Annotated in this window: 19 protein-coding genes; 8 read left to right on the top strand and 11 right to left on the bottom strand. The window is 33.4% G+C overall.

Annotated features, from left to right (window positions below):
* Nucleotides 1-20: 20 nt before the first annotated feature.
* Nucleotides 21-647 (bottom strand): guanylate kinase, encoded by a 627-nt coding sequence (gene gmk, locus EI71_RS01375; RefSeq protein ID WP_119015454.1) that lies wholly within the window; start codon nucleotides 645-647, stop codon nucleotides 21-23.
* Nucleotides 648-708: 61 nt separating this feature from the next.
* Nucleotides 709-1,146 (bottom strand): hypothetical protein, encoded by a 438-nt coding sequence (locus tag EI71_RS01370; protein WP_119015453.1) that lies wholly within the window; start codon nucleotides 1,144-1,146, stop codon nucleotides 709-711.
* 108 nt (nucleotides 1,147-1,254) lie between these two features.
* Here EI71_RS01370 and EI71_RS01365 point away from each other — a divergent pair, with 108 nt between their 5' ends.
* Complete coding sequence (locus EI71_RS01365) at nucleotides 1,255-2,913, top strand: Rqc2 family fibronectin-binding protein (RefSeq protein WP_162849657.1); 1,659 nt, start codon at nucleotides 1,255-1,257, stop codon at nucleotides 2,911-2,913.
* The gene (locus EI71_RS01360) at nucleotides 2,910-3,614 is read left to right on the top strand and encodes a class I SAM-dependent DNA methyltransferase (protein ID WP_119015451.1); all 705 of its coding nucleotides are present in this window, start codon (nucleotides 2,910-2,912) and stop codon (nucleotides 3,612-3,614) included. Before EI71_RS01365 ends, EI71_RS01360 begins: the two co-directional genes overlap by 4 nt.
* Nucleotides 3,615-3,661: 47 nt before the next feature.
* On the opposite strand, the gene EI71_RS01355 is transcribed toward EI71_RS01360, so the two are convergent.
* The 9 genes from EI71_RS01355 to EI71_RS01315 all read right to left on the bottom strand — a co-directional run bounded on the left by EI71_RS01355 (nucleotide 3,662) and on the right by EI71_RS01315 (nucleotide 13,530).
* Entirely contained in the window at nucleotides 3,662-4,960 is a 1,299-nt protein-coding gene (locus EI71_RS01355) for a M18 family aminopeptidase (protein ID WP_119015450.1), read from the bottom strand.
* Nucleotide 4,961: 1 nt separating this feature from the next.
* Nucleotides 4,962-5,684 (bottom strand): acyl-[acyl-carrier-protein] thioesterase, encoded by a 723-nt coding sequence (locus tag EI71_RS01350; protein ID WP_162849656.1) that lies wholly within the window; start codon nucleotides 5,682-5,684, stop codon nucleotides 4,962-4,964.
* Between the two features lie 96 nt (nucleotides 5,685-5,780).
* Nucleotides 5,781-6,689 carry an ornithine carbamoyltransferase gene (gene argF, locus EI71_RS01345; RefSeq protein ID WP_119015448.1) on the bottom strand — a complete coding sequence of 303 codons (909 nt, stop codon included), beginning with the start codon at nucleotides 6,687-6,689 and terminating at the stop codon, nucleotides 5,781-5,783.
* Nucleotides 6,690-7,883, bottom strand: coding sequence for an acetylornithine/succinylornithine family transaminase (locus EI71_RS01340; protein WP_119015447.1), 1,194 nt, complete (start codon nucleotides 7,881-7,883; stop codon nucleotides 6,690-6,692).
* Between the two features lie 11 nt (nucleotides 7,884-7,894).
* On the bottom strand, nucleotides 7,895-8,743 hold the full coding sequence (gene argB, locus EI71_RS01335; protein ID WP_119015446.1) for an acetylglutamate kinase: 849 nt from the start codon (nucleotides 8,741-8,743) through the stop codon (nucleotides 7,895-7,897).
* Nucleotides 8,743-9,963: a bifunctional ornithine acetyltransferase/N-acetylglutamate synthase gene (argJ, locus tag EI71_RS01330; protein ID WP_119015445.1), complete on the bottom strand. Its 1,221-nt coding sequence runs from the start codon at nucleotides 9,961-9,963 to the stop codon at nucleotides 8,743-8,745. Before argJ ends, argB begins: the two co-directional genes overlap by 1 nt.
* A 9-nt stretch (nucleotides 9,964-9,972) precedes the next feature.
* A complete protein-coding gene (argC, locus tag EI71_RS01325) occupies nucleotides 9,973-10,920 on the bottom strand; it encodes an N-acetyl-gamma-glutamyl-phosphate reductase (RefSeq protein WP_119015444.1) in 948 nt (315 codons plus the stop codon).
* A 1-nt stretch (nucleotide 10,921) separates the two neighbouring features.
* Nucleotides 10,922-12,286, bottom strand: coding sequence for an argininosuccinate lyase (gene argH / locus EI71_RS01320; RefSeq protein WP_119015443.1), 1,365 nt, complete (start codon nucleotides 12,284-12,286; stop codon nucleotides 10,922-10,924).
* A gap of 17 nt (nucleotides 12,287-12,303) precedes the next feature.
* Nucleotides 12,304-13,530: an argininosuccinate synthase gene (locus EI71_RS01315; RefSeq protein ID WP_119015442.1), complete on the bottom strand. Its 1,227-nt coding sequence runs from the start codon at nucleotides 13,528-13,530 to the stop codon at nucleotides 12,304-12,306.
* A 610-nt stretch (nucleotides 13,531-14,140) separates the two neighbouring features.
* Here EI71_RS01315 and hslO point away from each other — a divergent pair.
* From hslO to EI71_RS01290, 6 genes are all read left to right on the top strand, one after another.
* Complete coding sequence (gene hslO / locus EI71_RS01310; RefSeq protein WP_119015441.1) at nucleotides 14,141-15,010, top strand: Hsp33 family molecular chaperone HslO; 870 nt, start codon at nucleotides 14,141-14,143, stop codon at nucleotides 15,008-15,010.
* Between the two features lie 319 nt (nucleotides 15,011-15,329).
* Entirely contained in the window at nucleotides 15,330-17,849 is a 2,520-nt protein-coding gene (locus EI71_RS01305) for a starch-binding protein (protein ID WP_119015440.1), read from the top strand.
* A gap of 306 nt (nucleotides 17,850-18,155) precedes the next feature.
* Nucleotides 18,156-19,397, top strand: a complete 1,242-nt coding sequence (locus EI71_RS01300) for a starch-binding protein (RefSeq protein ID WP_162849655.1) — start codon at nucleotides 18,156-18,158, stop codon at nucleotides 19,395-19,397.
* A gap of 325 nt (nucleotides 19,398-19,722) precedes the next feature.
* Nucleotides 19,723-19,872, top strand: coding sequence for a hypothetical protein (locus EI71_RS10315; protein ID WP_211320992.1), 150 nt, complete (start codon nucleotides 19,723-19,725; stop codon nucleotides 19,870-19,872).
* Between the two features lie 39 nt (nucleotides 19,873-19,911).
* Complete coding sequence (locus EI71_RS10465; protein ID WP_281268641.1) at nucleotides 19,912-20,043, top strand: hypothetical protein; 132 nt, start codon at nucleotides 19,912-19,914, stop codon at nucleotides 20,041-20,043.
* Between the two features lie 10 nt (nucleotides 20,044-20,053).
* The gene (locus EI71_RS01290; protein ID WP_162849654.1) at nucleotides 20,054-23,623 is read left to right on the top strand and encodes a starch-binding protein; all 3,570 of its coding nucleotides are present in this window, start codon (nucleotides 20,054-20,056) and stop codon (nucleotides 23,621-23,623) included.
* The last annotated feature ends 37 nt before the right edge of the window (nucleotides 23,624-23,660 follow it).

The raw sequence follows: 23,660 nt of genomic DNA, 5'->3' as shown, positions 1-23,660 counted from the left end.
ATTAAAAATCTAGTTTAATTTTATTCTTCATCCTCACCAATTAATTCCATATACTTATGGATGGATCTTGCAGTTTTCGCATGCTCAGCACGAATGATTGCCATAATACGGTCTGCCGCATTGGATACCTCATCATTTACTACGATATAATCATAGTACTTTGCAAGCTTAAACTCTCTATTGGCTTTTTCAATTCTTTGCTCTATGACATCCTCAGACTCAGTGCCTCTTTTTCTTAAGCGCTGATATAAGGCTTCCTTTCCTGGTGGAACGATAAAAATCATAACACAATCTGGAACCTTCTTCTTTACCTGAAGTGCACCCTCAACTTCAATCTCTAGAACAACCTCTTGGCCATCCTCTAATCTTTCATTTACCTTATCCAGTGGAGTACCATAATAATTTCCAACGAATTCTGCATGCTCTAAGAATTTACCTTCCTCAACACGCTTTAAGAATTCCTCTTTAGAAACGAAATAATAATCTACTCCATCTTTCTCGCCTGGTCTTTGCTTTCTTGTGGTCATAGATACACTATAGGTTAGGTTATGCTTTGGCATTTCAAATAATGCTTTACGAACGGTTCCCTTGCCTACTCCGGAAGGACCGGATACAACAACTAGAAGTCCTCTGTCATTTAGCTTCATGATTTATACCTCTCTTTTATGTAAGTAAAGTTTACTATAAGAAACTTAAAAATTCAACCAATTAAAGCTCATCAATTTCTTTTGAAAGAATAAATACGCTTTCAATAACTTCATGGATAATTTCAGACTTAGAAGAATCTACTTTAGTATTATATTCTAAGTATAAAATCCTATCCTTAATCTTTGCTTGAAAGTATTTACTTTTTAAATTAAAAGCATTGATTCTTTCATAATCACTAATCATTAAATCATTATCTATTTTTCTTAAATTGATAATAATGGATAATTCCTTTTTATCACTATTTGTTACGTAATATGGATATAAGCTATATCCTTCTTTAGGCATAATAAGTTCAAACGAGCCTTTGCCATTATCATCTAAAGTGACGGTAATATTTTTGGCTTCTAATTGCTTTTTAACGCCATCTTGAAGCTTTGTATTCTTTTTATTTTTGGAATTATCTTCATCTGTCTTCTTAAATCTGTCAAAAAGGCCCATAAAACTTATCCCCCTTATTTATATATATTCTACTATTTAATAATTTAAAACACAAGATAATAGAATTCCAAATTAAAAAATGATATACTGAATACACTAGGTGATAATATGAGTTTTGATGGTGTACTTTTAGAAAAACTTCATAAGGAAATTTCATTCTTAAAAACTGGTAGAATTTCAAAAATAAATGAATCTGGAGATACAGATTTTATTTTAACTATAAGACATGAAAGACAAAATTATCAGATGATGTTATCATTTTCTTCTGATTATTCAAGAATTCATTTAACAAATAGACTCTACGATAGTGTTTTAAATCCTAAAAGCTTTACCATGCTTTTAAGAAAACATATTGAAGGCTATTTTATTGATGATATTATCAATTATGAATGTGATAGAATTCTATATTTTAAAGTATCTGGCTATAATGAATTATCTGATTTAAATCATAAATATTTAATTTGTGAGGTAATGGGTAGATATTCTAATTTAGTTTTAACAGATGAAAATTTTATTATTATTGATGCCTTAAAGCATGATGGAGTTGGAGAATATAATAGAACTATTCTACCAAATGCCAAATATGAATTTCCATTAAATAATAAAATAAATCCAATGGCTTTATCTAAAGAAGAAATCGATAATATATTTATGGAAAAGAATCCTAAAAATCCTAAGGAATTAATGGATTTATTTAATGGAGTATCCCTAAATTTAGCATATCCTGTATTTAATACAGATTTTCATAGTGATAGCTTTTATGATTATTTACATAAGGATATAAAGCCTATAACATTTACTAATTTTAAAGGTAAAATGGATTTTTATTATTATCCACTTGAAGGGAATATCATTAAAGAATATGATACATTATCTAATTTATTAGATGATTATTATTATCAAATGGATTTAAGAGCTAAGGTAAAGCTTAAAACAAATGATTTATCTACATTTGTAAAAAAGCAAATCCAAAAATATGAAAAGAAAATCGAAAAGCTTAATTTAGAGCTTTTAGATACAGCTAAAGCAGATAAGCTTAAATTATATGGAGAGCTTCTTCTTTCATCACCAAACATGAAGGAAAAGAAATCTATGGTAAATATCTTAAATTATTACACTAATGAAATGATAGATATCCCACTAGATCCAAAATTTACAATTTTAGAGAATTCCAATCGTTATTTTAAAAAATATCAAAAGCTAAAATCTAGTGTATCTTATATCGAAGAACAAATGGAAATAGCTAAAAATGAAATTGAATATTTTAAAGTGATTGAATATCAATTAAAGGATGCTTCTATTAATGATGCTTTAGAAATACAAGCGGAATTAATTAATGGTAAATATTTATTTAAAAATGTTCCAAAGAATAAGAAAAAAGAAAAGCCAAAGCTTTTAACTTATATTTTAGAAAATGGTACATTGATTACTGTAGGTAAGAATAATGTCCAAAATGAATATTTAACACATAAAATGGCAAAGCCAAATGAAATGTGGTTCCACATTAAGGATGCACCAGGAAGTCATGTTGTTGTACATAATATGGGAGAGTTAACTGAAGAGGAAATAAGAGCTGGAGCTATGGTTGCAGCTTATTATTCCACCTACCAAGAATCAAGTTCTGTTGCTGTAGATTATACTAGAGTAAGAAATATTAAAAAGATTCCAGGTAAAAGAGCCTGCTTCGTATCTTACACTCACCAATCTACAATTTACATTGACCCTGATTCAGACTATATTTATAAGCTGAAGGTGAAAAAGCAATGAACAATGCGTATAAAAAATTTGGCTACTTCTATGATGAAATCATGGCATGTGTAAACTATGATTTATGGCTAGAGTTTGTAGAAGAATACTTAAAAGTTGGCGATTCTATTTTAGATTTAGCCTGCGGTACAGGTACATTTTGTAATTTACTAGCTCTAAAGGGATATCATGCCGATGGACTTGATTTATCAGAATCAAGTATAGAAATAGCGAACGAAAAGAAAAAACTAAATAGATTAGATATCAATTATAGAGTATGTGATATGTCTAAATTCAAAACAGATAAAAAATATGATTGTATGACATGTCTATTTGATTCTATGAATTTCTTACCAAAGAAAAAGGATATTCAAAATATGCTTTCTTGTGTTTCTAAAGGATTAAAGGATAATGGATACTTCATTTGTGATATTTTTTCTAAAGAAATGTTAAAGGAATATTCCAATAATGAAATGCATGAGGATTATGAAACATTTAAAATTGATTGGTATACAAAAAAGGTTAAAGATAACCAGCTTCATCATGATGTCATCATTACAGAAAAGGGGAATCAACCTTTTACAGAAACCTACGATGAATACTATTATGATATAAAAGATATATCTCATAAAAATCTTAAACTAATTAAGGTTTGTGGAGATTTTAATGAAGATTTACAGGATGAAGATGAAAGAATCTTATTAGTATTTCAAAAAATTTAAAGAATCAAAAAATGACCCAACTCAAAGTTGGGCCTTTTTTGATTCAATTAAAATTCTATAGTTCCATCACTAGGAATATGAATATGTGTTTGATAGAATTCAGTAATTGCTTTTACTAAATCCTCTAAATCCTTTGCTCCTGCTGTTTCATATGCAGAATGCATTGCAATTTGAGCAAGTCCAATATCAACAGATGGAATAGAAACCTTAGATTGGCTAATTGCACCAAGTGTAGATCCACCAGGTACATCACTTCTATTTGTATTTAGCTGATATCTTGCACCACTTCTACCACAAAGCCTTATAAATACTGCAGCAGATAATGCATCTGTTGTATAAGAGCCTCTTGCTGCATTTTTAATTACAATACCTTCATTCATATAGCAAGCATTTGTTGGATCATATTTACCTGCGTAGGATGGATGATATCCTTGAGCATTATCTGCAGAAATAATAAAGCTTGAAGCAAGGCTTCTTTTATATTCTTCTTTGGATAAGCCTAAGGATAATGTAATTCTTTCTAATAGGTCTGCAAGTACCATAGATGCTGCACCCTGACGTGTACCAGAACCAATTTCTTCATTGTCGAATAAGCACATTACATTAATAGTTCCAGCTGCTGGTGTAGCTTGTAGTAAGGATTTTAAAAGTCCATAGGAGCACTCTAAATTATCAATCTGAGGTGCCATAACAAATTCTTTTTTAGGTCCTACAAGCATTCCTCTATCTAGTAATGCTAAATATAAATCATAAGATATAATAGCTCCTTTTTCTACATTTAATTCTTTCGCAATTAAAGCTAATAAATCACTATTATTTCTATCATCTGTTAAAATAGGTAGCATTTCATTTTGAGGATTAAATGCATAGCCCTTATTTAATTCTCTATTATAATGAATAGAGCAATTTGGAATCATACAAATAGCTCTATTAAAAGATAATAGCTTTGTTGTAATTGTTCTATTATCCTCTCTTATTAATACTCTACCTGCAATATTTAATGGGCGGTCTAGCCAGCTCATGAAGATAGGTCCACCATATACCTCTGTATTTAATTTAATATAGTTACCTAAATCTAATGTAAAATTAGGCTTTAGCTTAAATGTAGGTGAATCTAGGTGTGCTGCAGTAATATTAAAGGATAATTCCTTTAAATCGCTAGGAATGACAAATGCATATACACTAGAATTATTTCTTGTAAAGAAATATTTTCCACCCGCCTCTAGCTTCCATTCACTTGATTCAGCTAATTCCTTATAGCCATTTTCCTTTAAAACATTTGCACATTTATTTGCTGCATGAAATGCAGTAGGTGTATCCTTAATAAAATCTAAAAATCCGTTCATTTTACTCCTCCGTCTCTAAAATTGCCATAAAGCAGGTATTCGCTCCTACAAGACCTATATAGCAATCTCCTTCTTCTGTATGCTTATAAAGAATATGGATAATCTCACCTACATGAGCTTCATTTACAAAAGATATTCTAACCTTTTTAACACGCTTTTGGCTTGCGTGCATATTATATAAAACATCTAGGTATTTCGCATTGTTTAAATGAAGATTATGGTCTAAATCGGTATATAAAACCTTGTAATCATAAGTCATATCAGGCTCTGTAATAGTAAATTTCATCTTACGATTAATCTTTTCTGGATAATTTGTATAATCGTAATATTCCCCCTTAAATACTACAGAATCTCCTCTTTCAAGCTTTCTTGTTTCTGTACTTATTACACACCAAGTAGATATACCCTTAACAAGTAATTCATCACTTTTATTTCTAAGCTCATATTCTCTTTCAAATTCAAGGCGGGTTCTAGATTTTGGCCAAGTTCTAGTCTTAACGATATCTCCCCACTCTGCATCTTTAAATATTTCAAATTCCTCATATAGAATTACCCAATAAAGATTTAAATCTAAAAGCTCATGGTAACCAACTCCCAAGTTTACTGCATGAACTGATGCAGCATCTTGAAAATAGCTTAATACAGATGCAGGTCTTAATTTATCCTTTAAATCTGTATCTACTCCATGAACATAAAAATTTGTTTCGTATAACATTACTGCCATAATACTAACCATTTATCTTTCTTATTTCATAACGAGCACATTATACCACAAAGAAGATAAAAAAGAAAACCTCCATCGTAAGATGAAGGTTATATATTATGCCATTAATTTAACTAATACGGCCTTTTGAGCATGTAATCTATTTTCTGCTTCTTCAAATATTTCATCCGCATGCTCTTCAAATACCTTATTTGTAATTTCTTCTTCTCTATGTGCTGGAAGACAATGCTGTACCATTGCGTCTGGCTTGGCAACTGCCATTACAGAATCATTAATTTGGTAAATACCCTTAAAAATCTTTTCACGCTCTGCTTTTTCTGATTCTTGTCCCATAGATGCCCAAACATCAGTAAATAATACATCGGCATCCTTTGCAGCAACTAGTGGGTCTTCTGTCATTTCAAACATACCCGGGAATTCTTTAGCAAATTCTAGAATATGTGCATCTGGTTCATATCTTTTTGGACAAGCAATGCTCATCTTCATACCTAAACGTAATACACCAACAATAATGGAATTTGCCATATTGTTACCATCTCCAATATAGCAGCATTTTAATCCTTCAAATGCACCCTTAAATTCACGAATAGTCATTAAATCCGCTAAAACCTGGCAAGGATGGCAATAATCTGTTAGAGCATTTACAACAGGAATAGAACCATATTTTGCTAAATCCTCTACTTCCTTTTGTTCAAATGTACGAATCATTATACCATCTAGATATCTAGATAATACTCTTGCAGTATCCTGAATAGGCTCACCACGACCAATTTGTAAATCTCTTGAGGATAGGAATAATGCTTGACCACCAAGTTCATGCATACCAACCTCAAAGGATACTCTTGTACGAGTTGAGGATTTTTGGAAAATCATACCTAATGTTTTTCCCTTTAATAATTCATGAGGGATACCATTTTTCTTTTGGAATTTTAGCTGATCAGCTAAGTTTAAAATATCTAACAATTCTTCTTTAGATAATTGTTCTAGTGTTAATAAATGTTTCATTTATGCCTCCTTCAAAACTTGAATAAGTATATCTAAGCCCTTATTCAATTCTTCAAATGTAATATTTAGTGGTGGTAATAGACGAATCTTTGTTTTCGCTGTTAATGGAATTAATCCATTTTCCATACACTTAGCAGCAATATCTACTGCCTTTAAGCCATCTTCAAGTTCAATACCAACCATTAAGCCCTTACCAGATATGGATTTTACCTCTTTAATATCGGATAGTCTATCTTCAATTATTTTACGGCATTCCTTAACATGTTTCAATAACTTATCATTAATTCTTGATAAGATAGATAATGCAGCAGCAGCACATACTGGGTTACCGCCAAAGGTAGTACCATGCTGTCCATAGGTAAGCACATTTTCTGTCTTTTCATCAAATAGGATTGCAGCAAATGGTAATCCACCAGCAAGTCCCTTAGCTGTAGTTACAATATTTGGTGTAACTCCATATTCCATATATGAATATAGGTAACCGGTTCTACCATTACCTGTTTGAACCTCATCAACGATAAATAAGATATCCTTTTCTTTACATACTTCGTCTATATATTTAATAAAAGCAGGATCAAGAGCAACAACTCCACCTTCCCCTTGAACAGTTTCAATCATAATGGCGCATGTTTTCTCACTGATTAAACCCTTTAATGCATCAATATCTGAAGCAGGACAATATTTAAAGTCTCCAACAAATGGGAAAAACCATTGGTGGAATACATCCTGACCTGTTGCGGATAAGGTGGCAATTGTTCTTCCATGGAAGGAATTTTGTAAAGTGATAATTTCACTTCTTCCTGCACCATATTTATCATATGAATATTTTCTTGCAGCTTTAATAGCACATTCATTTGCCTCAGCACCACTATTACCAAAGAATACCTTTTTCATATTTGTTTTATCACATAGCATTTTAGCAACTAAAACCTGTGGAGCTGTATAGTATAAATTCGAAGAATGCTGTAGCGTAGATGCCTGCTTTGTTACTGCATCTACCCATTCCTTATCACATGCTCCAAAGGAGTTTGTGCCAATACCGGATGAAAAATCAATATATTCTTTACCCGTATAATCCTTTAAAGTAGCACCATGACCTTCCTTTAGAACAACATTAAATCTCTTATATGTATTTAAGATATTTTCATTATCTAATGCTATTAAATTCTTTTCAAATTCCTTCATCTCTTCCATAGATGATCCTCCTATTTAAACTGTGTACCTACACCCTCATCTGTCAATACTTCAATTAGAATAGAATGTGGAACACGTCCATCAATAATTACAACATTGTTTACACCACGACGAATAGCCTCTTCACAGCAAGCAACCTTAGGTAGCATACCACCATCAATAATTCCTTGCTTTGCAAGCTGCTTGATTTCAGAAACGTTAATAGTTTGCATTAAAGTTGTAGGATCATCCTTATCCTTTAATACACCCTTAATATCTGTCATAGCGATAAATTTTTCTGCATCTAATGCACCAGCAATTCTTGCTGCTGCAGTGTCTGCATTAATATTATATAAATTACCATTTTGGTCAAAGCCAATGGTAGAAATTACAGGGATATAGCCTAATGTTAATGCATCTAAAATAACCTCTGTATTAATTTCTGTAATTGTACCTACATACCCAAGCTTAGGGTCCTTGGGTAATGCTTCAATCATTCCTGCATCTACACCAGATAAACCAATTGCCTTACCACCAGCTAAATTAAGCTGATTTACTAAGGATTTATTAAGCTTACCTGCAAGTACCTGAGTAACAACATCCATAGTTTCTCCATCCGTTACTCTTAATCCATTTACAAATTCACTTTGCTTATTAATCTTCTTAAGCATTGCAGAAATTTCAGGTCCACCACCATGAACAAGTACAACCTTCATTCCTAAGGAGGATAGCATTACAACATCCTCCATAACTAATCTTTTTAAGTTCTCATCGACCATGGCATTTCCACCATACTTAATTACCATAATCTTATCCTTATATTTCAAAATATAAGGTAATGCTTCACTTAATATTTTAGCTCTTTCTTCTAGATTAACCATTAGCTTCTATAGTCACCATTAATCTTAACATAATCATATGTTAGATCACAGCCAAAGGCAGATGACTCTCCTTCCCCATCATTTAAATCAATTTCAATAGTGATTTCATCTTCACTTAATACTTTCTTTGCAATTTCTTCACTAAATGGAATTCCTGCACCATCCTTGCATACAGGAACTAAACCAGCATTACTCTTAAATGCAACATCAACCTTTAATACGTCAACATTTGCTTTAGAATAGCCAATTGCACATAAAACTCTTCCCCAGTTTGCATCACTACCAAACATAGCAGCCTTAAGTAGACTTGAGCAAATAACACTCTTTGCTACAATTTTTGCATCTTCAATTGTTTTAGCATGTGCTACATGCGCAACAATTAATTTCGATGCTCCTTCACCATCCTTAGCCATCGCCTTAGCTAAATAAATAGTTACATATTTTAATGCATCTACAAATTCTGCATAATAATAATTCTTTTCTGTAATCTTTTCATTTTCAGCAAGTCCATTTGCCATAATAGATACCATATCATTTGTTGAGGTATCTCCATCTACAGATAGCATATTAAATGAATCAGAAACAGATTCTTTTAGGGCATCCTGTAATAGATTTGCAGAAATTGCAACATCGGTTGTAATAAAGCATAGCATAGTAGCCATTTGTGGATGAATCATACCAGATCCCTTTGTTATAGCTCCCATATGACATACCTTATTACCAAGCATAAACTCAATAGCAATTTCCTTTTTCTTTGTATCGGTAGTCATAATTCCTTGACATGCTAGATCTGCATGATTTAAATCATTTCCTAAACCCTTTACTATTTCAGGAATACCTGTTTTAAAAGGTTCAATAGAAAGTGGAAGTCCTATAACACCTGTAGATGCAACAATGACATCCTCTGGTTGAATTTTTAATTCTTTTGCTAAAATCTCACAGGTCTCTGTTGCAATTTCAATACCATCTGCATTACAAGTATTTGCATTACCACTATTACATAGCATTGCCTGAGCAATACCATTATTTAAATTTGCCCGTGTAACATAAATAGGTGCTCCCTTTACTAGATTCGTAGTATATACTGCTGCGGCAGTAGCCTTTACAGTAGATACAATTAAGGATAAATCAATTTTCGATTTATTCTGACGAATTCCAGCATGGATACCATTTGCATAAAAACCCTTCGGTGCACAAACACCACCAATAATCTCTTTCATAAGAACCTCCTACATATTAAGGCTTGTCTTTGAATCAAGTCCTAACATAATATTCATACATTCTAGTGCAGCTCCAGATGCACCCTTTCCAAGGTTATCTAAGCATGCAGTAATACTAATTCTTTCTTCATTACCAGATACATATATTTCTAAATAGTCCTTGCCCTCTAAATGATTTGCAGATAAAAATCCATCCTCTGTACCCTTTTCATCAAAAGGCATGACTCTAACAAAATCTTGATTAGAATAATAATTTTCTAATAAATCATGAATAGCCTTAGGGCTATATTCACCTTCAAGTCCATCTAGATATAAAGGTACTGTTACAAGCATACCCTCTAAAAATGGACAAACATATGGATTAAATAAAGGCTTTTGGGAAAGTCCAGGAATAGCCTGCATTTCCTTTAAATGTTTATGAGATTGACTCATAGCATATAATCTTGGAGCATCATACTTCTTATCTCTATTTTCATCCTCATATATAGCTATAGCCTTTTTACCAGCTCCAGAATAACCTGAAATAGCATTTGCACTAAATGGATAATCAACTCCTGCAATACCAAGCTTTACTAAAGGATATACAATAGACATAAACCCAGATGCATAACAGCCAGGTACAGCTACTCTATTTGATTTTTTAATTTTCTCTAAAAAATCTTGACCTAATTCAGGAAATCCATAAGCCCAATTGGGATCAGTTCTATGAGCAGTAGATGCATCAATAATTCTAACATTATCATTAGTAACTAAGGATACTGCCTCTATTGCTGCTTGATCTGGTAAGCATAGGAATGTAATATCTGAGCTATTAATATATTTTGCTCTTTCTTTAGGATCCTTCCTTAATTCCTCAGGAATAAGCATAAGCTCAATATCACTTCTATTTGCAAGCCTATCATAAATTCTTAAGCCTGTTGTTCCTTCCTTACCATCAATAAAAACCTTATACTTCATATTAGCTCCTTAAAGCCTTTATTTGGGCATCTACAGATTCTACTGCAGATGCACCCTGGCTTGTTCTTTTGAACGTACATTTTTCAATATTAATGTCTTCATATACATCATTATCAAATAAAGATGAATATGTCTTAAATACCTCTAAAGGTACTTCCTCTAAAATAATACCATTATCAATACAATAAGCAACTAAGGATCCAGAAATCTTATAAGCACTTCTAAATGCCATACCCTTTTTAACTAAATAATCTGCTAAATCGGTAGCATTAATAAAGCCCTTAGCTGCAGCATTTCTCATATTTTCTTTATTTACTTTAATAGTTTCAAGCATTGGCTTAAAGATTTTTAAGCACTGATCTAGGGTATTTAATGCATCAAATATTGCTTCTTTATCTTCTTGCATATCCTTATTATATGCAAGAGGAATACCCTTTAGCATAGTAAGTAGGGTAATTAAATCACCATAAACTCTACCAGTTTTACCTCTTACAAGCTCTGCAATATCAGGATTCTTCTTTTGTGGCATAATGGATGAGCCTGTAGAATAAGCATCATCTAAATCAATGAATTTAAATTCCCAGCTACACCAAAGAATAATTTCTTCAGAAAATCTTGATAAATGCATCATAGCTATAGATGATGCGCTTGCAAGCTCAACAGTAAAATCTCTATCCGATACACCATCTAAGGAATTCATTACAATTCCTTTGAATCCTAATTCCTCACTTACCATTTCTCTATCAATTGGATAAGTTGTACCGGCTAGGGCACAAGAGCCAAGTGGAGAATAATTCATTCTATCTTTCGCATCTATAAATCTAGATATATCTCTTTTAATCATAAATGCATAAGCAAGTAAGTGATTGGCAAATGTAATTGGCTGTGCCCTTTGTAAGTGTGTATAGCCTGGCATTACTGTTTCTTTATTCTTTTCTGCTAAATCAATGATTGTATTTAATAAGGCATTAAGCTTTTCTAAAATAGAATCTACCAATCCTCTTAAATATAATCTTACATCTAATGCAACCTGATCATTTCTACTTCTTGCAGTATGTAATCTTTTACCTACTTCACCAATTCTTTTAGTTAATTCTGCCTCAACAAACATATGGATATCTTCAGCCTCAGGATCAAGTAATAAATTGCCTTCTTCAATATCCGCTAAGATTTCTCCTAATGTTTTAATAATAAGACTAGAATCCTCTTTAGAAATAATTCCTTTATGCCCAAGCATTCTTGCGTGAGCCATAGACCCTACAATATCATCCTTAAACATTACTCCATCAAAGGATATAGAGGAATTAAAATCATTTACATCTTTACTTTCTTCCTTTTGGAATCTACCAGCCCACATTTTGGCCATAGGAATCACCTCACTAATTATTTCTTATTCTTTTCATTAACCATAGCCTGTACACGAACAGGTAAGCCAAATAGGTTAATGAATCCAGCAGAATCTGCTTGGTTATATGCTCCTCCATCATCATCGAAGGATGCAATATCCATATTATGTAATGAATATGGAGATGTAATAGATGCAGGAATAATATTACCCTTATATAGCTTAACCTTTACATCACCAGTTACAACCTCTTGTGTCTTATCTACAAAAGCACTAATAGCTTCTCTAAGTGGTGTATACCATAATCCGTTATAAACTAAGTCTGCAAACTTATCTGCAACAGTCTTTTTGAAATGAGAAGTTTCCTTATCTAATGTAATAGATTCAAGTAATTCATGTGCTTCATATAAAATAGTTCCACCTGGAGTTTCATATACACCACGGCTCTTCATACCAACTAATCTATTTTCAACGATATCAATAATACCAACACCATTTCTTCCACCAATCTCATTTAATTTCCAAATAAGATCTACAGAATCAAGCTTTTCACCATTCACCATTGTTGGAATACCCTTTTCAAAATGAATAGTTACATATTCGGGCTTATCTGGTGCCTGTTCAGGTGATACACCAAGCTCTAGGAAGCCTGGTTTATTATATTGTGGTTCATTTGCAGGGTCCTCTAAATCTAATCCCTCATGAGATAAATGCCATAAATTCTTATCCTTAGAATAATTTGTCTCTCTTGAAATCTTAAGAGGAATATTATGAGCCTCTGCATAATCAATTTCCTCATCTCTTGACTTTATATTCCACTCTCTCCATGGAGCAATAATCTTCATGTTTGGAGCGAATGCCTTAATTGTAAGCTCAAATCTTACCTGGTCATTACCCTTACCTGTACAGCCATGACAAATTGCATCTGCACCTTCAGCAAGTGCGATTTCTGCAATTCTTTTTGCGATAATAGGACGAGCAAATGATGTACCTAATAAATATTTTTCATATTTAGCTCCTGCCTTCATTGTAGGATAAATAAAGTCTTCTACGAATTCCTTATTTAAATCCTCAATATATAGCTTAGATGCACCTGTTTTAAGTGCCTTTTCCTCTAAGCCATCAAGCTCTGATTTTTGTCCTACATTACCAGAAACACAAATAACCTCGCAGTTATCATAATTTTCCTTTAACCAAGGAATAATAATGGAAGTATCCAAACCTCCAGAATACGCTAAAACTACCTTCTTAATACCATTTTTCATTTTCAAATTCCTCCTTAAAAAATATTTTAGCATAAAAAAAAGTCTCTTTCAAATGAAAGAGACGCATATAAGCGCGGTACCACTCTAATTGCTAATAATAATTAGCCACCTCAAATCCCTTAAAGCGGGAAACTATCTTCTCTAAAAAACGCGTTCAGCAATATTCGCATGTCTTGCTTCCACCCTCCAAGACTCTCTATAATGCTATCAAAGCTTACTCCTCTTTTTATCAATCAAAGATTACCTTGAGTAATAAAAAAAGGACTATATTAGTCCCACTTTTTATTTCGGGACTAATAATTATGAATCTAAGACTTAGTCCCATAATTATACTCAAGTTTATTTTATTAAACTATCTTTGCTAGGGGTATCTATTAAGGAACCGGCCCAAAATAGATACTTTAATTATAAAACCATAATCATACTTGTCAATAACTATTCTTATAAAAATGGATTAAAAAACGTTTTCAAGGGTTGTTTGTTTAACGTTTTTTCTACAACATTTTCGAATTATATGTATAAATAATGATAAATAATCAAATTTTAAACTGATTTTATTTTTTTATAGATTTCATATCCCCTTTGTGATACAATACTTGCGGTGATAAAAATGGATAATTATTTACAGAAAGCTTACTGTATGAATCAAACAGTAAGAATCTATGCAGCTATCACTACAGATATTGTCAAGCATGCGGAAGAGATTTTCAATCTATGGCCAACAAGCTGTAGCGCACTTGGAAGAACATTAACTATGGCTGCAATTATGTCATGTACATATAAAAATGATGATTATTTAACTATCAAAATTTTAGGAGATGGACCAATCGGTAAAATTATCGTTGGTGCAAATGATGGTAAGGTTAGAGGTTTTTGTGAAAACCCTGGTGTAGATTTAAGATATAACGATGGCAAACAGGCTGTAGCTAAAGCAGTAGGTGCTGGTCAGATTGAGGTTATCAAGGATTTACACATGAGAGCTCCATTTAGTTCTTCATCTGAAATCATTTCTGGAGAGATTGCAGAAGACTTCACTTATTATTTTGCTAAAAGTGAGCAAATTCCATCCTCTGTTGGACTTGGTGTTTTATTTGATAAAGAATCTAAGGTAAAAGCTGCTGGTGGCTTTTTAATTCAGGTTATGCCTGGCTGTAAGGAAGAGTATTTAGAGAAGCTTGAAGCTAAGCTTTCAACTCTAAAGAGTTGTTCTACTATGATTGATGAGGGATATTCTGCAGAGGATATCATCAAAGAAATCACTGATGGTGATTATCAATTACTAGAAACAAAAGAGTTAAAATATGAGTGCACTTGTTCTAAAGAAAGATTTGAGCGTGGCCTTTTATCTTTAGGTAAGGAAGAGCTTATTTCTATCCTAAATGAGGATCATAAAGCAGAGATTAATTGTAATTTTTGTAACAAGAAGTATATTTTTTCGGAAAATGATTTAAAAAGTTTAATATTAAAAGCTACTAAATAGGTAGTCAATTTTTGAAACTGTTTCGAGATTTTAAAGTTTGCTGTAAAGGGCAAACTTTTTCTTTTTTTATAAATATAACGATGCTATAATGCAAGTAAGTAAAACATTATACGTACATTTGTATAACAGAAGCGAACATTGTTCTTAAAGGATATTCTTATCCTATTAAATAAAAATAATAATGACTAGAGGTGAAAATTAACAAGTAAGCGCTTTTGAAGGTTATTTTTTAGCAAAAACAAGGAGACAACTAAATATTGAGTAGTAAAAAAAGTATTAATAAGTTTTAGAAAAGAATAAAGAGGAGACAAAACAAATTATGAAAAAGCTTTTTAAAGGAATTTCAATTGCAGCCGTTTTAGCTTTAACTGCAATTTCCGCCACTTCTTGCTCCACTGCAAAAAGTGAGGATGTTGAAAACATCGATACTCAATTAAATGCAACTACAACATTACCAAATGCTACTTTAGCAAATTCTATTGACAATGGTAATATTTTCCATGCATGGGACTGGTCAATGTCAACTATTAAGGCTAACCTAGATTCTATTAAGGCAGCTGGATTTACAACTATTCAGACTTCCCCAATGCAGCCACAAAAGGATTATTGGGCAGGAAACACTTCTAAGGAAGCATGGTGGAAATTATATCAGCCACTTGGATTTAGTATTGCAACAAAGAATAATGCACTTGGTACAAAATCTGAATTACAATCTATGGTTAATGCAGCTCATAATAAGGGCTTAAAGGTAATTGTGGACGTTGTTGCTAACCACTTAGCTGGTTCTTATGATCATTTCGATCAGGGCGTTAAAGAATATGAACCTACAATTTATGGTTCTAATGGTTATATTTCTGGTGGAGCTAAGCTTCATTCCGAAACATATAATGGCGCAAGTGATTCTTGGTGTACAACAAATGGTAATATCGGTTTACCAGATTTGAATACACATGATTCTTATGTACAAAAGAGAGTATTATCTCTATGTAAAAAATATATCGACTGTGGTGTTGATGGATTTAGATTTGATGCTGCTAAGCACATTGAAACAGATAATTCAAGTGAGCCTTATGGTGCATCTGCATTCTGGCCAACAGTAATCAATGGTACTACTTCTTATGCACAGTCTAAGGGTAAGGCAAAGCCTTATTACTATGGTGAAATCTTATATTCTTGTGGTAATAATAGATCTTATTCTTGGTATACAAAGTATATGGACGTTATCGATAACAAGACAGGTAACGATTTAAGAAATAGCTTTAACGCTAATTATGCAGCTGCACAATCTGCATATTACACAACTAACCTATCTGGTGATAAGGTAGTTGTATGGGCTGAATCTCATGATACATATGCAAATGATGATCAGGAATCAACTGGTACATCTATTTATAATATCAATAAGACTTATGCAATTATGGGTTCTAGAAATGGCGCAGAGTGCTTATATTTCGCAAGACCTACAGATGGAAATTGGAATTCTTGTACAACTAAGCTTGGTGCAAAGGGTTCTACTGCTTACACTTGGAGACAGGTTGAAGGCGTTAATAAGTTCAGAAATTACTGGGGCACAGCCTCTGAATATGTAGCTAACAATGGTGGTTATTCTCAGGTTGTTAGATACAATAGTAATGAATCTGGTATGGTATTAGTAAGCTCTGGTTCTAACTATTCTGTAAGCAATGTAACAGTACCTTCCGTTATGAAGAATGGTACATATAAGGATTATGTAACTGGTAATTCCTTCACAGTATCTAATGGTAAGGTTTCTGGTACAATGGATAACCAAAGTGGTATCGCAGTTCTTTATAAGGAAGGCTCTACTTCTGGCTCTGGTACAGGTACTGGTACTGGCACTGGTACAGGTTCTACATTACCATCTAATGTTAATAAGAATGTAATCTATTTCGTTAATACAGGTAACTGGTCTAATGTATATGTATACGCTTGGAAGGGCAATGGCGGTTCTGGTAACCAAAACTCTAACTGGCCTGGTGTTAAGATGACTAAGACTAGTGAAAAAGTTAATGGTTATTATGTATGGAAGCTTGAATCTACTAATTTCTTAACAAATTGGGAAAAGGTAATTTTCTCTAATGGTGGTTATTCTCAGACTAGTGATTTAGCAATCACTGGTAACTGCTTCAATGCAGCTGGTACAGCTTCTATTTATACTCCATCCACTTCTGGTTCTGGTACAGGCACAGGCACTGGTACTGGTACACAGACTACAGATAAGAACACAATTTACTTCATTAATAATAAAGGTTGGTCTACAGTTTATGTATACGCTTGGAAGGGCAATGGTGGTTCTGGTAACCAAAATTCTAACTGGCCAGGTGTTAAGATGACTAAGACTAGCGAAAAAGTTAATGGTTATTATGTATGGAAGTATACATCTACTAACTTCTTAACTAATTGGGAAAAGGTAATCTTCACTAATGGTGGTTCTTCTAAGACTTCAGATATTACAATCACAACAAACTGCTACAATGGTTCTGGTACAGCTTCTACATACACTCCAACAACTACAAATAATACAGTAAATAATAATGTAATTTACTTCATTAACAATAAGGGTTGGTCAAAGGTTTATGTATATGCTTGGAAGGGCAATGGCGGTTCTGGTAATCAGTTATCTAGCTGGCCAGGTGTTAAGATGACAAAGACTAGCCAAAAGGTTAATGGTTATTATGTATGGAAGCTTGAATCAACAGGCATTCTTACTAACTGGGAAAAGGTAATTTTCTCTAATGGTGGTTCTTCTCAGACATCTGATATTACAATTACAACAAATTGTTATAACTACTCAGGAGCAACTTCTAACTATACAGCTTAAAAACTAAAAATAAGGGATTGGAGTCATTCCAATCTCTTTTTTTCATACAAAAACATTGTTTTCTGTTACTTTTCAGTCATTTACATATTCCTTTCAAAATATAACTATGTTACAATTAAATATCATAGAGTATTTTTTAAACTACATAACAGAAAGGGTGGAGAGTATGAAAAAATACGAAAAACCGATGATTAAAGAAGACGAATTAGAGCTTGTCGATGTTATCGCTGTATCTAATGGTGGAGCAGGTACTGATGGACTTGTAATCAGTGCTGACGATCTATGGAGCTAGGGAGGATTATTGACATGAATAAAATGATTAAAACAGCTATTTTAGGCGTAAGTGCGCTTGCATTACCATTTACTTTCGCAGCTACAGTAAATGCAGCTGGTCCAAGCGACGCAGATACTATTAACACAAAACTTGAATATCAGATGAATGCAGCTGGTACTTCTATGCGTTTCATAAGTACAATGGAACTTAATGGTAAATCTCTAGATGATATCACAAGTATTGAAATGAACTTTAAACTAACTAAAAATGGGGAACAAGATAAAGATTCAATTCCTCAAACAACTACCACTGTTTATGAATCCATTTCTGGTGAAAATGGAAAAGCAAAAGTTGATGGTACATATTATGCAGTAGCAACTATTACAAATATCGATTCTAAAGCTGGTTGGAGAATCACTCCTACTTTCACTTATAACTATGCAGATGGTTCTAGCGAGGATGCAACTGCTTCTGCTTGGTTAATTGGTGGAAAGAGACAGTATTTTGTTCAAAAATACGATGATTGGGGAACAAACTTGTACTACTATATGTTTGGCACAAATGTTCAAAATGCAAACTTCCCTGGTGAACAAATGCATCTATATGATGCTGACAATAGTATTTATTATTTCGACTATATGCCAGATGCAGGCTTCACTACAGTAGTATTCAGTGATGGTTCTGACACCCATAAATCAGGCGATATGCCAGTTTCCTCAAGCGACAATTATTATATTCAGCAGGATGGAAATGCATATGCACATCCAACTACAGAGCATAATATTGTAACTCAACATAACGATAATAGACATTGGAGTCATTGTACAATTTGTGGTGATGATTTTGATGAAACACCACATAATCTATCTGGTTCTACATCAGGAACAACGAGAACAATTTCCTGTTCTGACTGTGGCTACAGTGTAAGCTTTGATACGACTGTACTATATGTGACAAGGAACTGGACTGATTGGACAAATCTTCATGCTCATATTTGGTATAATAATGGCACAGAGGATATTAACTTAACAGGTAATTGGCCAGGACAAGAAATGACATATGACCACACAAACGACCAAGGAGAAGAGGTTTATAAAGTGACTATTCCTGAAAACGCAGAATGGATTATCATTAATAATGGTGAATCCGACGATTGGAAGAAAAAACAAACAGTAAATATCAAATTATCCGATTACGAAAACTATAATGCATTCTATTTCGAATGGAGAGATGATAAAAATCAAGTTGGCGGATATCTATACATTCCAGAATAAAATATAATTTTACAAAGGCTTACCTTTAGGTAAGTCTTTTTCATTATTTTTTCACAAAATTGCAAGATATTTTCATTTTTTTACACGCTCCTTTCATATTCATTTCACTGTTGTTATATGGTACAATTAACCAAAGGAGTTTTTTTGTATGAAAATAAAATTTATTTTATTTCCATGTCTGATTGGTTTATTAGCTTTAGTCTCTTGTAACAGCAATACATCAGACAAAACCAAAACGACTAAGGGAGACGGATCGACCACCACTTCTATAGAAACTACTACAGAAGTACCAACCACTACTTCCGATGAAACTAAAACTAGCACTTTGGAAACCACAACAGGTCCAATTGAGACTACAACTAGTACCTTGGAAACAACAACAGAGACTACTACGGGAGTAGAAACATCTACATCAGGTGTTGCTAATGATGGCTCATGGGATGATGGAGATGACTGGGGAGAATTACATACCTAAAATTTTTTTGGGAAGAAAAGACAAAAAGGAGAACAAAACATGAAAAATTACGAAAGACCAGAAATTAAAGACATTAAGGTAAATTTAGAGGATATTATTGCAGTATCCAACAACGGCTCTACAAATGGTGGAGGATCTAGTTCACTATCAGATTTATTCGGTGGTAAGTAAGAGGTTTATTATGAAAAACGTAAAATCTCTTATCTTATTCTCAACTGCATTTGCTGTAGCTGGGATAAGCTGTGTTGCTGTAAACGCAGCTGCTACATATGCAGATCAAATTGATGTATCTCTTGAGCAACAAGAGAATACTGGGGGAGACAAAATTCGTTTTATCAGTACAATGACTCCAGTAACGGATTTAAATTCCATTACGAAGATTAATTTAAACTTCACATTATCTAAGGCTGGGGAGGCCACAAAGAATGCTAGTTTAACTACTACTTCTGTATATGATGAAGTTTTAGGAACAAACGGCAAGAATAAGTCATCAAATACTTATTATGCTGTTCATACATTAACAGATTTACAAGATTTTAAGGGTTGGACATTAGGAACAACATTTGAGTATGTCTACGCAGATTCAACAGTAGAAACAACAAATACTGTTTACTATGATATTCCAGCAAAATACACTTATACATCAGGTAGTGGATCATTTGAGGAATCCTCCTCTATTGCTGATTGTTTCACAGCTGATTCAATTACAAATGGTAATATTTTCCATGCATGGAACTGGCATATGGATGTAATCAAGGAAAATCTTGATAACATTAAGAATGCTGGATATACTACCGTTCAAACATCTCCAATGCAGCCTCAAAAGGATTATTGGAGTGGTGGAGATACAGCTAAGGCAGGTTGGTGGAAATTATATCAACCACTAGGCTTCTGTATTGCTCCTGATACTTGTCAAAATGCAATCGGTACTAAGACTAATTTAGCAAAATTAGTTACTGCTGCTCACAACAAAGGAATTAAAGTAATTGTCGATGTTGTAGCAAACCATTTAGCAGGTGATGCAACTTCCCTATCAAGTGGTGTTGCAGGATATGAACCAGCAATTTATGGTACTAATGGTACACTATCCGGTGGAGCATTATTACATTCAGAAACAGGAAGTTCTGCTACAGATAGTTCACATACAACTAATGGTAATATCGGTTTACCTGATTTAAATACTCATAGCGAGGTTGTTCAAGGTAGAGTATTATCTTTATTAAAAGAATACATTGACCTTGGTGTTGATGGCTTTAGATTTGATGCAATCAAGCACATTGAAACAGATAATCCTAGTGAGCCATGCGGTTCATCTAGCTTTATGCCAAATGTAGTTGGTCAAGCAAAAACTTATGCAAAAAATAAGGGTCAAGAATTATACTGCTATGGCGAAATCTTAAATGGCTGTGGTAGTGGTAGAAGCTATGATTGGTATTTACCATACATGGATGTTATCGCTAATAAGTGTGGTAATGAATTAAGAAAAAACTTCAATTCAGGTACTGCTGCTGCATCTTCTTCTTATAACCCAACTGGCTATTCAAGCGGTGAGCATTGTATCGTTTGGGCTGAATCTCATGATACATATGCAAACGATGAGCATGAATCACCTGATACATCTATTTATAATATCAACAAGACATATGCAATTATGGGCTCTAGAAATGGAGCTAAAGCATTATATTTAGCAAGACCTACAGATACAACCGGCACTTCTGCTTGGACAAGCTGCCAAACAAAGTTAGGCGCAAAGGGTTCTGATGCTTATAAGCTTAAGGAAGTAGCTGCTGTAAATAAGTTTAGAAATTACTGGGGTACTGAAGCTGAATACCTTTCTAATAGTTCTAATTTTGCTATGGTAGTTAGATACAATAGTGCAGAATCTGGTATGGTATTAGTTAATGCTGGTACTGGAACTTCCGTATCTAATGTAGAAGTACCTGATAAGATGAAAAATGGTACATATACAGACTTAGTATCTGGAAATACATTTACTGTTGCAAATGGTAAGGTATCTGGTACTATGGATTCTTCTTGCATTGCTGTATTATATTCAGAATCCGGAACAGGTACAGTATCTATTGAAGATGATATTGAAGACTTATTCTATACTGCAACTGAAACTGCTACATATACAATTAAAAATGCAGTTTCTGCAACATTAACTGTTGATGGTGAAACTTATAACATCACTTCTGGTGCTACATTAACATTCGGTAACTACATGGATGTTTCGGATAAACTTACTGTAACTATTAAGGCAAAGGATAGTAACAATGTAGAAACAACAAAGCAGTTTGTTTATAGAAGAATTCCTGCACCTACAATTTATACAGTAACATTAACTAAGCCTGAAGGCTGGGCCAATACTATTTATGCATATATGTATGGTGATGTTGATAAGAATGCTGCATGGCCTGGAGTTCTAATGAGTTCTGAAGGCGATACTTATTCTGCTACATTCACTTCATTTGATGATTATGAATATATAATCTTTAGTGATGGTACATACCAGAGTGAGGATTTAGAATTAGACCATACAAATGCTTCTTATTATGCTGATACAGTTTCAACTAGCCATTTCATTAATTCTGTTGGTTGGTCTACAGTTAAAGCATACATTTGGAATGATAGTGCATCAACAGAAGCTGCTGCATGGCCTGGAACTGCTATTTCAAAAGATTCTACTGGATTATATGCTGTAACATATAGCTCAGCTTATGACCATATCATTTTCAATAATGGTTCTGCCCAAACAGCTGATTTACCATTCAATGCATATATTTCTAAATATGATTACAATGGAACAGCTGCAACAATTTACTATAATATCGTAAAGAATTCTTGTGCATCTCATTCCTATGATGCAGGTGTTGTTACTACTGCTCCTACATGTGAGAATGCAGGAGTAAAGACTTATACATGTTCTAATTGTGGAAATACATATACAGAAACAATTCCTGCATTAGGTCATAATTACGATTATGCAAGTGCACCAGAATGGAGCTGGGTTGGCTTCAGCCAGGCAACAGCTTCATTTACTTGCAAAAATGATGCATCTCATAAGGATCAAGTTACTGCTACTATTACAAGTGAAACAGTAGGTAACGTAACTACTTATACTGCTACAGTTACTAAGGGCGGTCATACATATACTGACACTAAGGTAGATGATGGTTCTCATACTCATACCTATGCTCATACAGATGCAAAGGCAGCAACTTGCCAGGCTACAGGTAATTTAGAATACTACTATTGTGCTGGTTGTGACACATATTTTGATGCAAGCTACCATGAAACAACACTAGAGGCATTAACTCTAGCTAAGACTGATCATACAGTTGCATCAGGTGTATATAGTGCAGCTGATGGAGTTACATGCTCTGTTTGTCATGAAGAAATTGAATATACAGTAAATACTTCTACTGTTTACTATTTAGTAAATTCAACTTGGGGTGATGACTGGAATACTATAGTAAACATCCATTATTGGGGTGGAACTAGTAATACTACATGGCCAGGAAACCAAATGACTAAGGGTGGTACAGTAACATATAATGGAGTAACATATACAGTATATTCATATACATTTGCTAGTGGTTCTTTAACCGATTATACAGGTGTAATATTTGACTCAGGTACAAACGCAACTCAAAAAACTGATGATATAACTGTTCTAGCAGGAGTTAATTGCTACTTCAATGCATATGACACAAATTACTTAGCTACCCAATTCATTTATATTCCATAAGAGAAAAAGAGAGAAATAAAACAAGGGGAATTCAGGA

It is taken from the genome of Anaeroplasma bactoclasticum (assembly GCF_003550015.1).
Taxonomy (GTDB): domain Bacteria; phylum Bacillota_I; class Bacilli_A; order Acholeplasmatales; family Anaeroplasmataceae; genus Anaeroplasma; species Anaeroplasma bactoclasticum.
Note: the sequence above shows the minus strand (reverse complement) of the source record. Positions and strands in the feature narration are given on the sequence as shown.

Coding starts and splice junctions, on each gene's coding strand:
- EI71_RS01315 (WP_119015442.1), bottom strand. CDS start 13,530: ATGAAAAATGGTATTAAGAAGGTAGTTTTAGCGTATTCTGGAGGTTTG.
- argF (WP_119015448.1), bottom strand. CDS start 6,689: ATGAAACATTTATTAACACTAGAACAATTATCTAAAGAAGAATTGTTA.
- EI71_RS01300 (WP_162849655.1), top strand. CDS start 18,156: ATGAATAAAATGATTAAAACAGCTATTTTAGGCGTAAGTGCGCTTGCA.
- EI71_RS01355 (WP_119015450.1), bottom strand. CDS start 4,960: ATGAACGGATTTTTAGATTTTATTAAGGATACACCTACTGCATTTCAT.
- argB (WP_119015446.1), bottom strand. CDS start 8,743: ATGGTTAATCTAGAAGAAAGAGCTAAAATATTAAGTGAAGCATTACCT.
- EI71_RS01305 (WP_119015440.1), top strand. CDS start 15,330: ATGAAAAAGCTTTTTAAAGGAATTTCAATTGCAGCCGTTTTAGCTTTA.
- argC (WP_119015444.1), bottom strand. CDS start 10,920: ATGAAGTATAAGGTTTTTATTGATGGTAAGGAAGGAACAACAGGCTTA.
- EI71_RS01365 (WP_162849657.1), top strand. CDS start 1,255: ATGAGTTTTGATGGTGTACTTTTAGAAAAACTTCATAAGGAAATTTCA.
- EI71_RS01360 (WP_119015451.1), top strand. CDS start 2,910: ATGAACAATGCGTATAAAAAATTTGGCTACTTCTATGATGAAATCATG.
- gmk (WP_119015454.1), bottom strand. CDS start 647: ATGAAGCTAAATGACAGAGGACTTCTAGTTGTTGTATCCGGTCCTTCC.
- EI71_RS10465 (WP_281268641.1), top strand. CDS start 19,912: ATGAAAAATTACGAAAGACCAGAAATTAAAGACATTAAGGTAAATTTA.
- hslO (WP_119015441.1), top strand. CDS start 14,141: ATGGATAATTATTTACAGAAAGCTTACTGTATGAATCAAACAGTAAGA.
- argH (WP_119015443.1), bottom strand. CDS start 12,286: ATGGCCAAAATGTGGGCTGGTAGATTCCAAAAGGAAGAAAGTAAAGAT.
- EI71_RS01350 (WP_162849656.1), bottom strand. CDS start 5,684: ATGGCAGTAATGTTATACGAAACAAATTTTTATGTTCATGGAGTAGAT.
- EI71_RS01370 (WP_119015453.1), bottom strand. CDS start 1,146: ATGGGCCTTTTTGACAGATTTAAGAAGACAGATGAAGATAATTCCAAA.
- EI71_RS01340 (WP_119015447.1), bottom strand. CDS start 7,883: ATGGAAGAGATGAAGGAATTTGAAAAGAATTTAATAGCATTAGATAAT.
- argJ (WP_119015445.1), bottom strand. CDS start 9,963: ATGAAAGAGATTATTGGTGGTGTTTGTGCACCGAAGGGTTTTTATGCA.
- EI71_RS01290 (WP_162849654.1), top strand. CDS start 20,054: ATGAAAAACGTAAAATCTCTTATCTTATTCTCAACTGCATTTGCTGTA.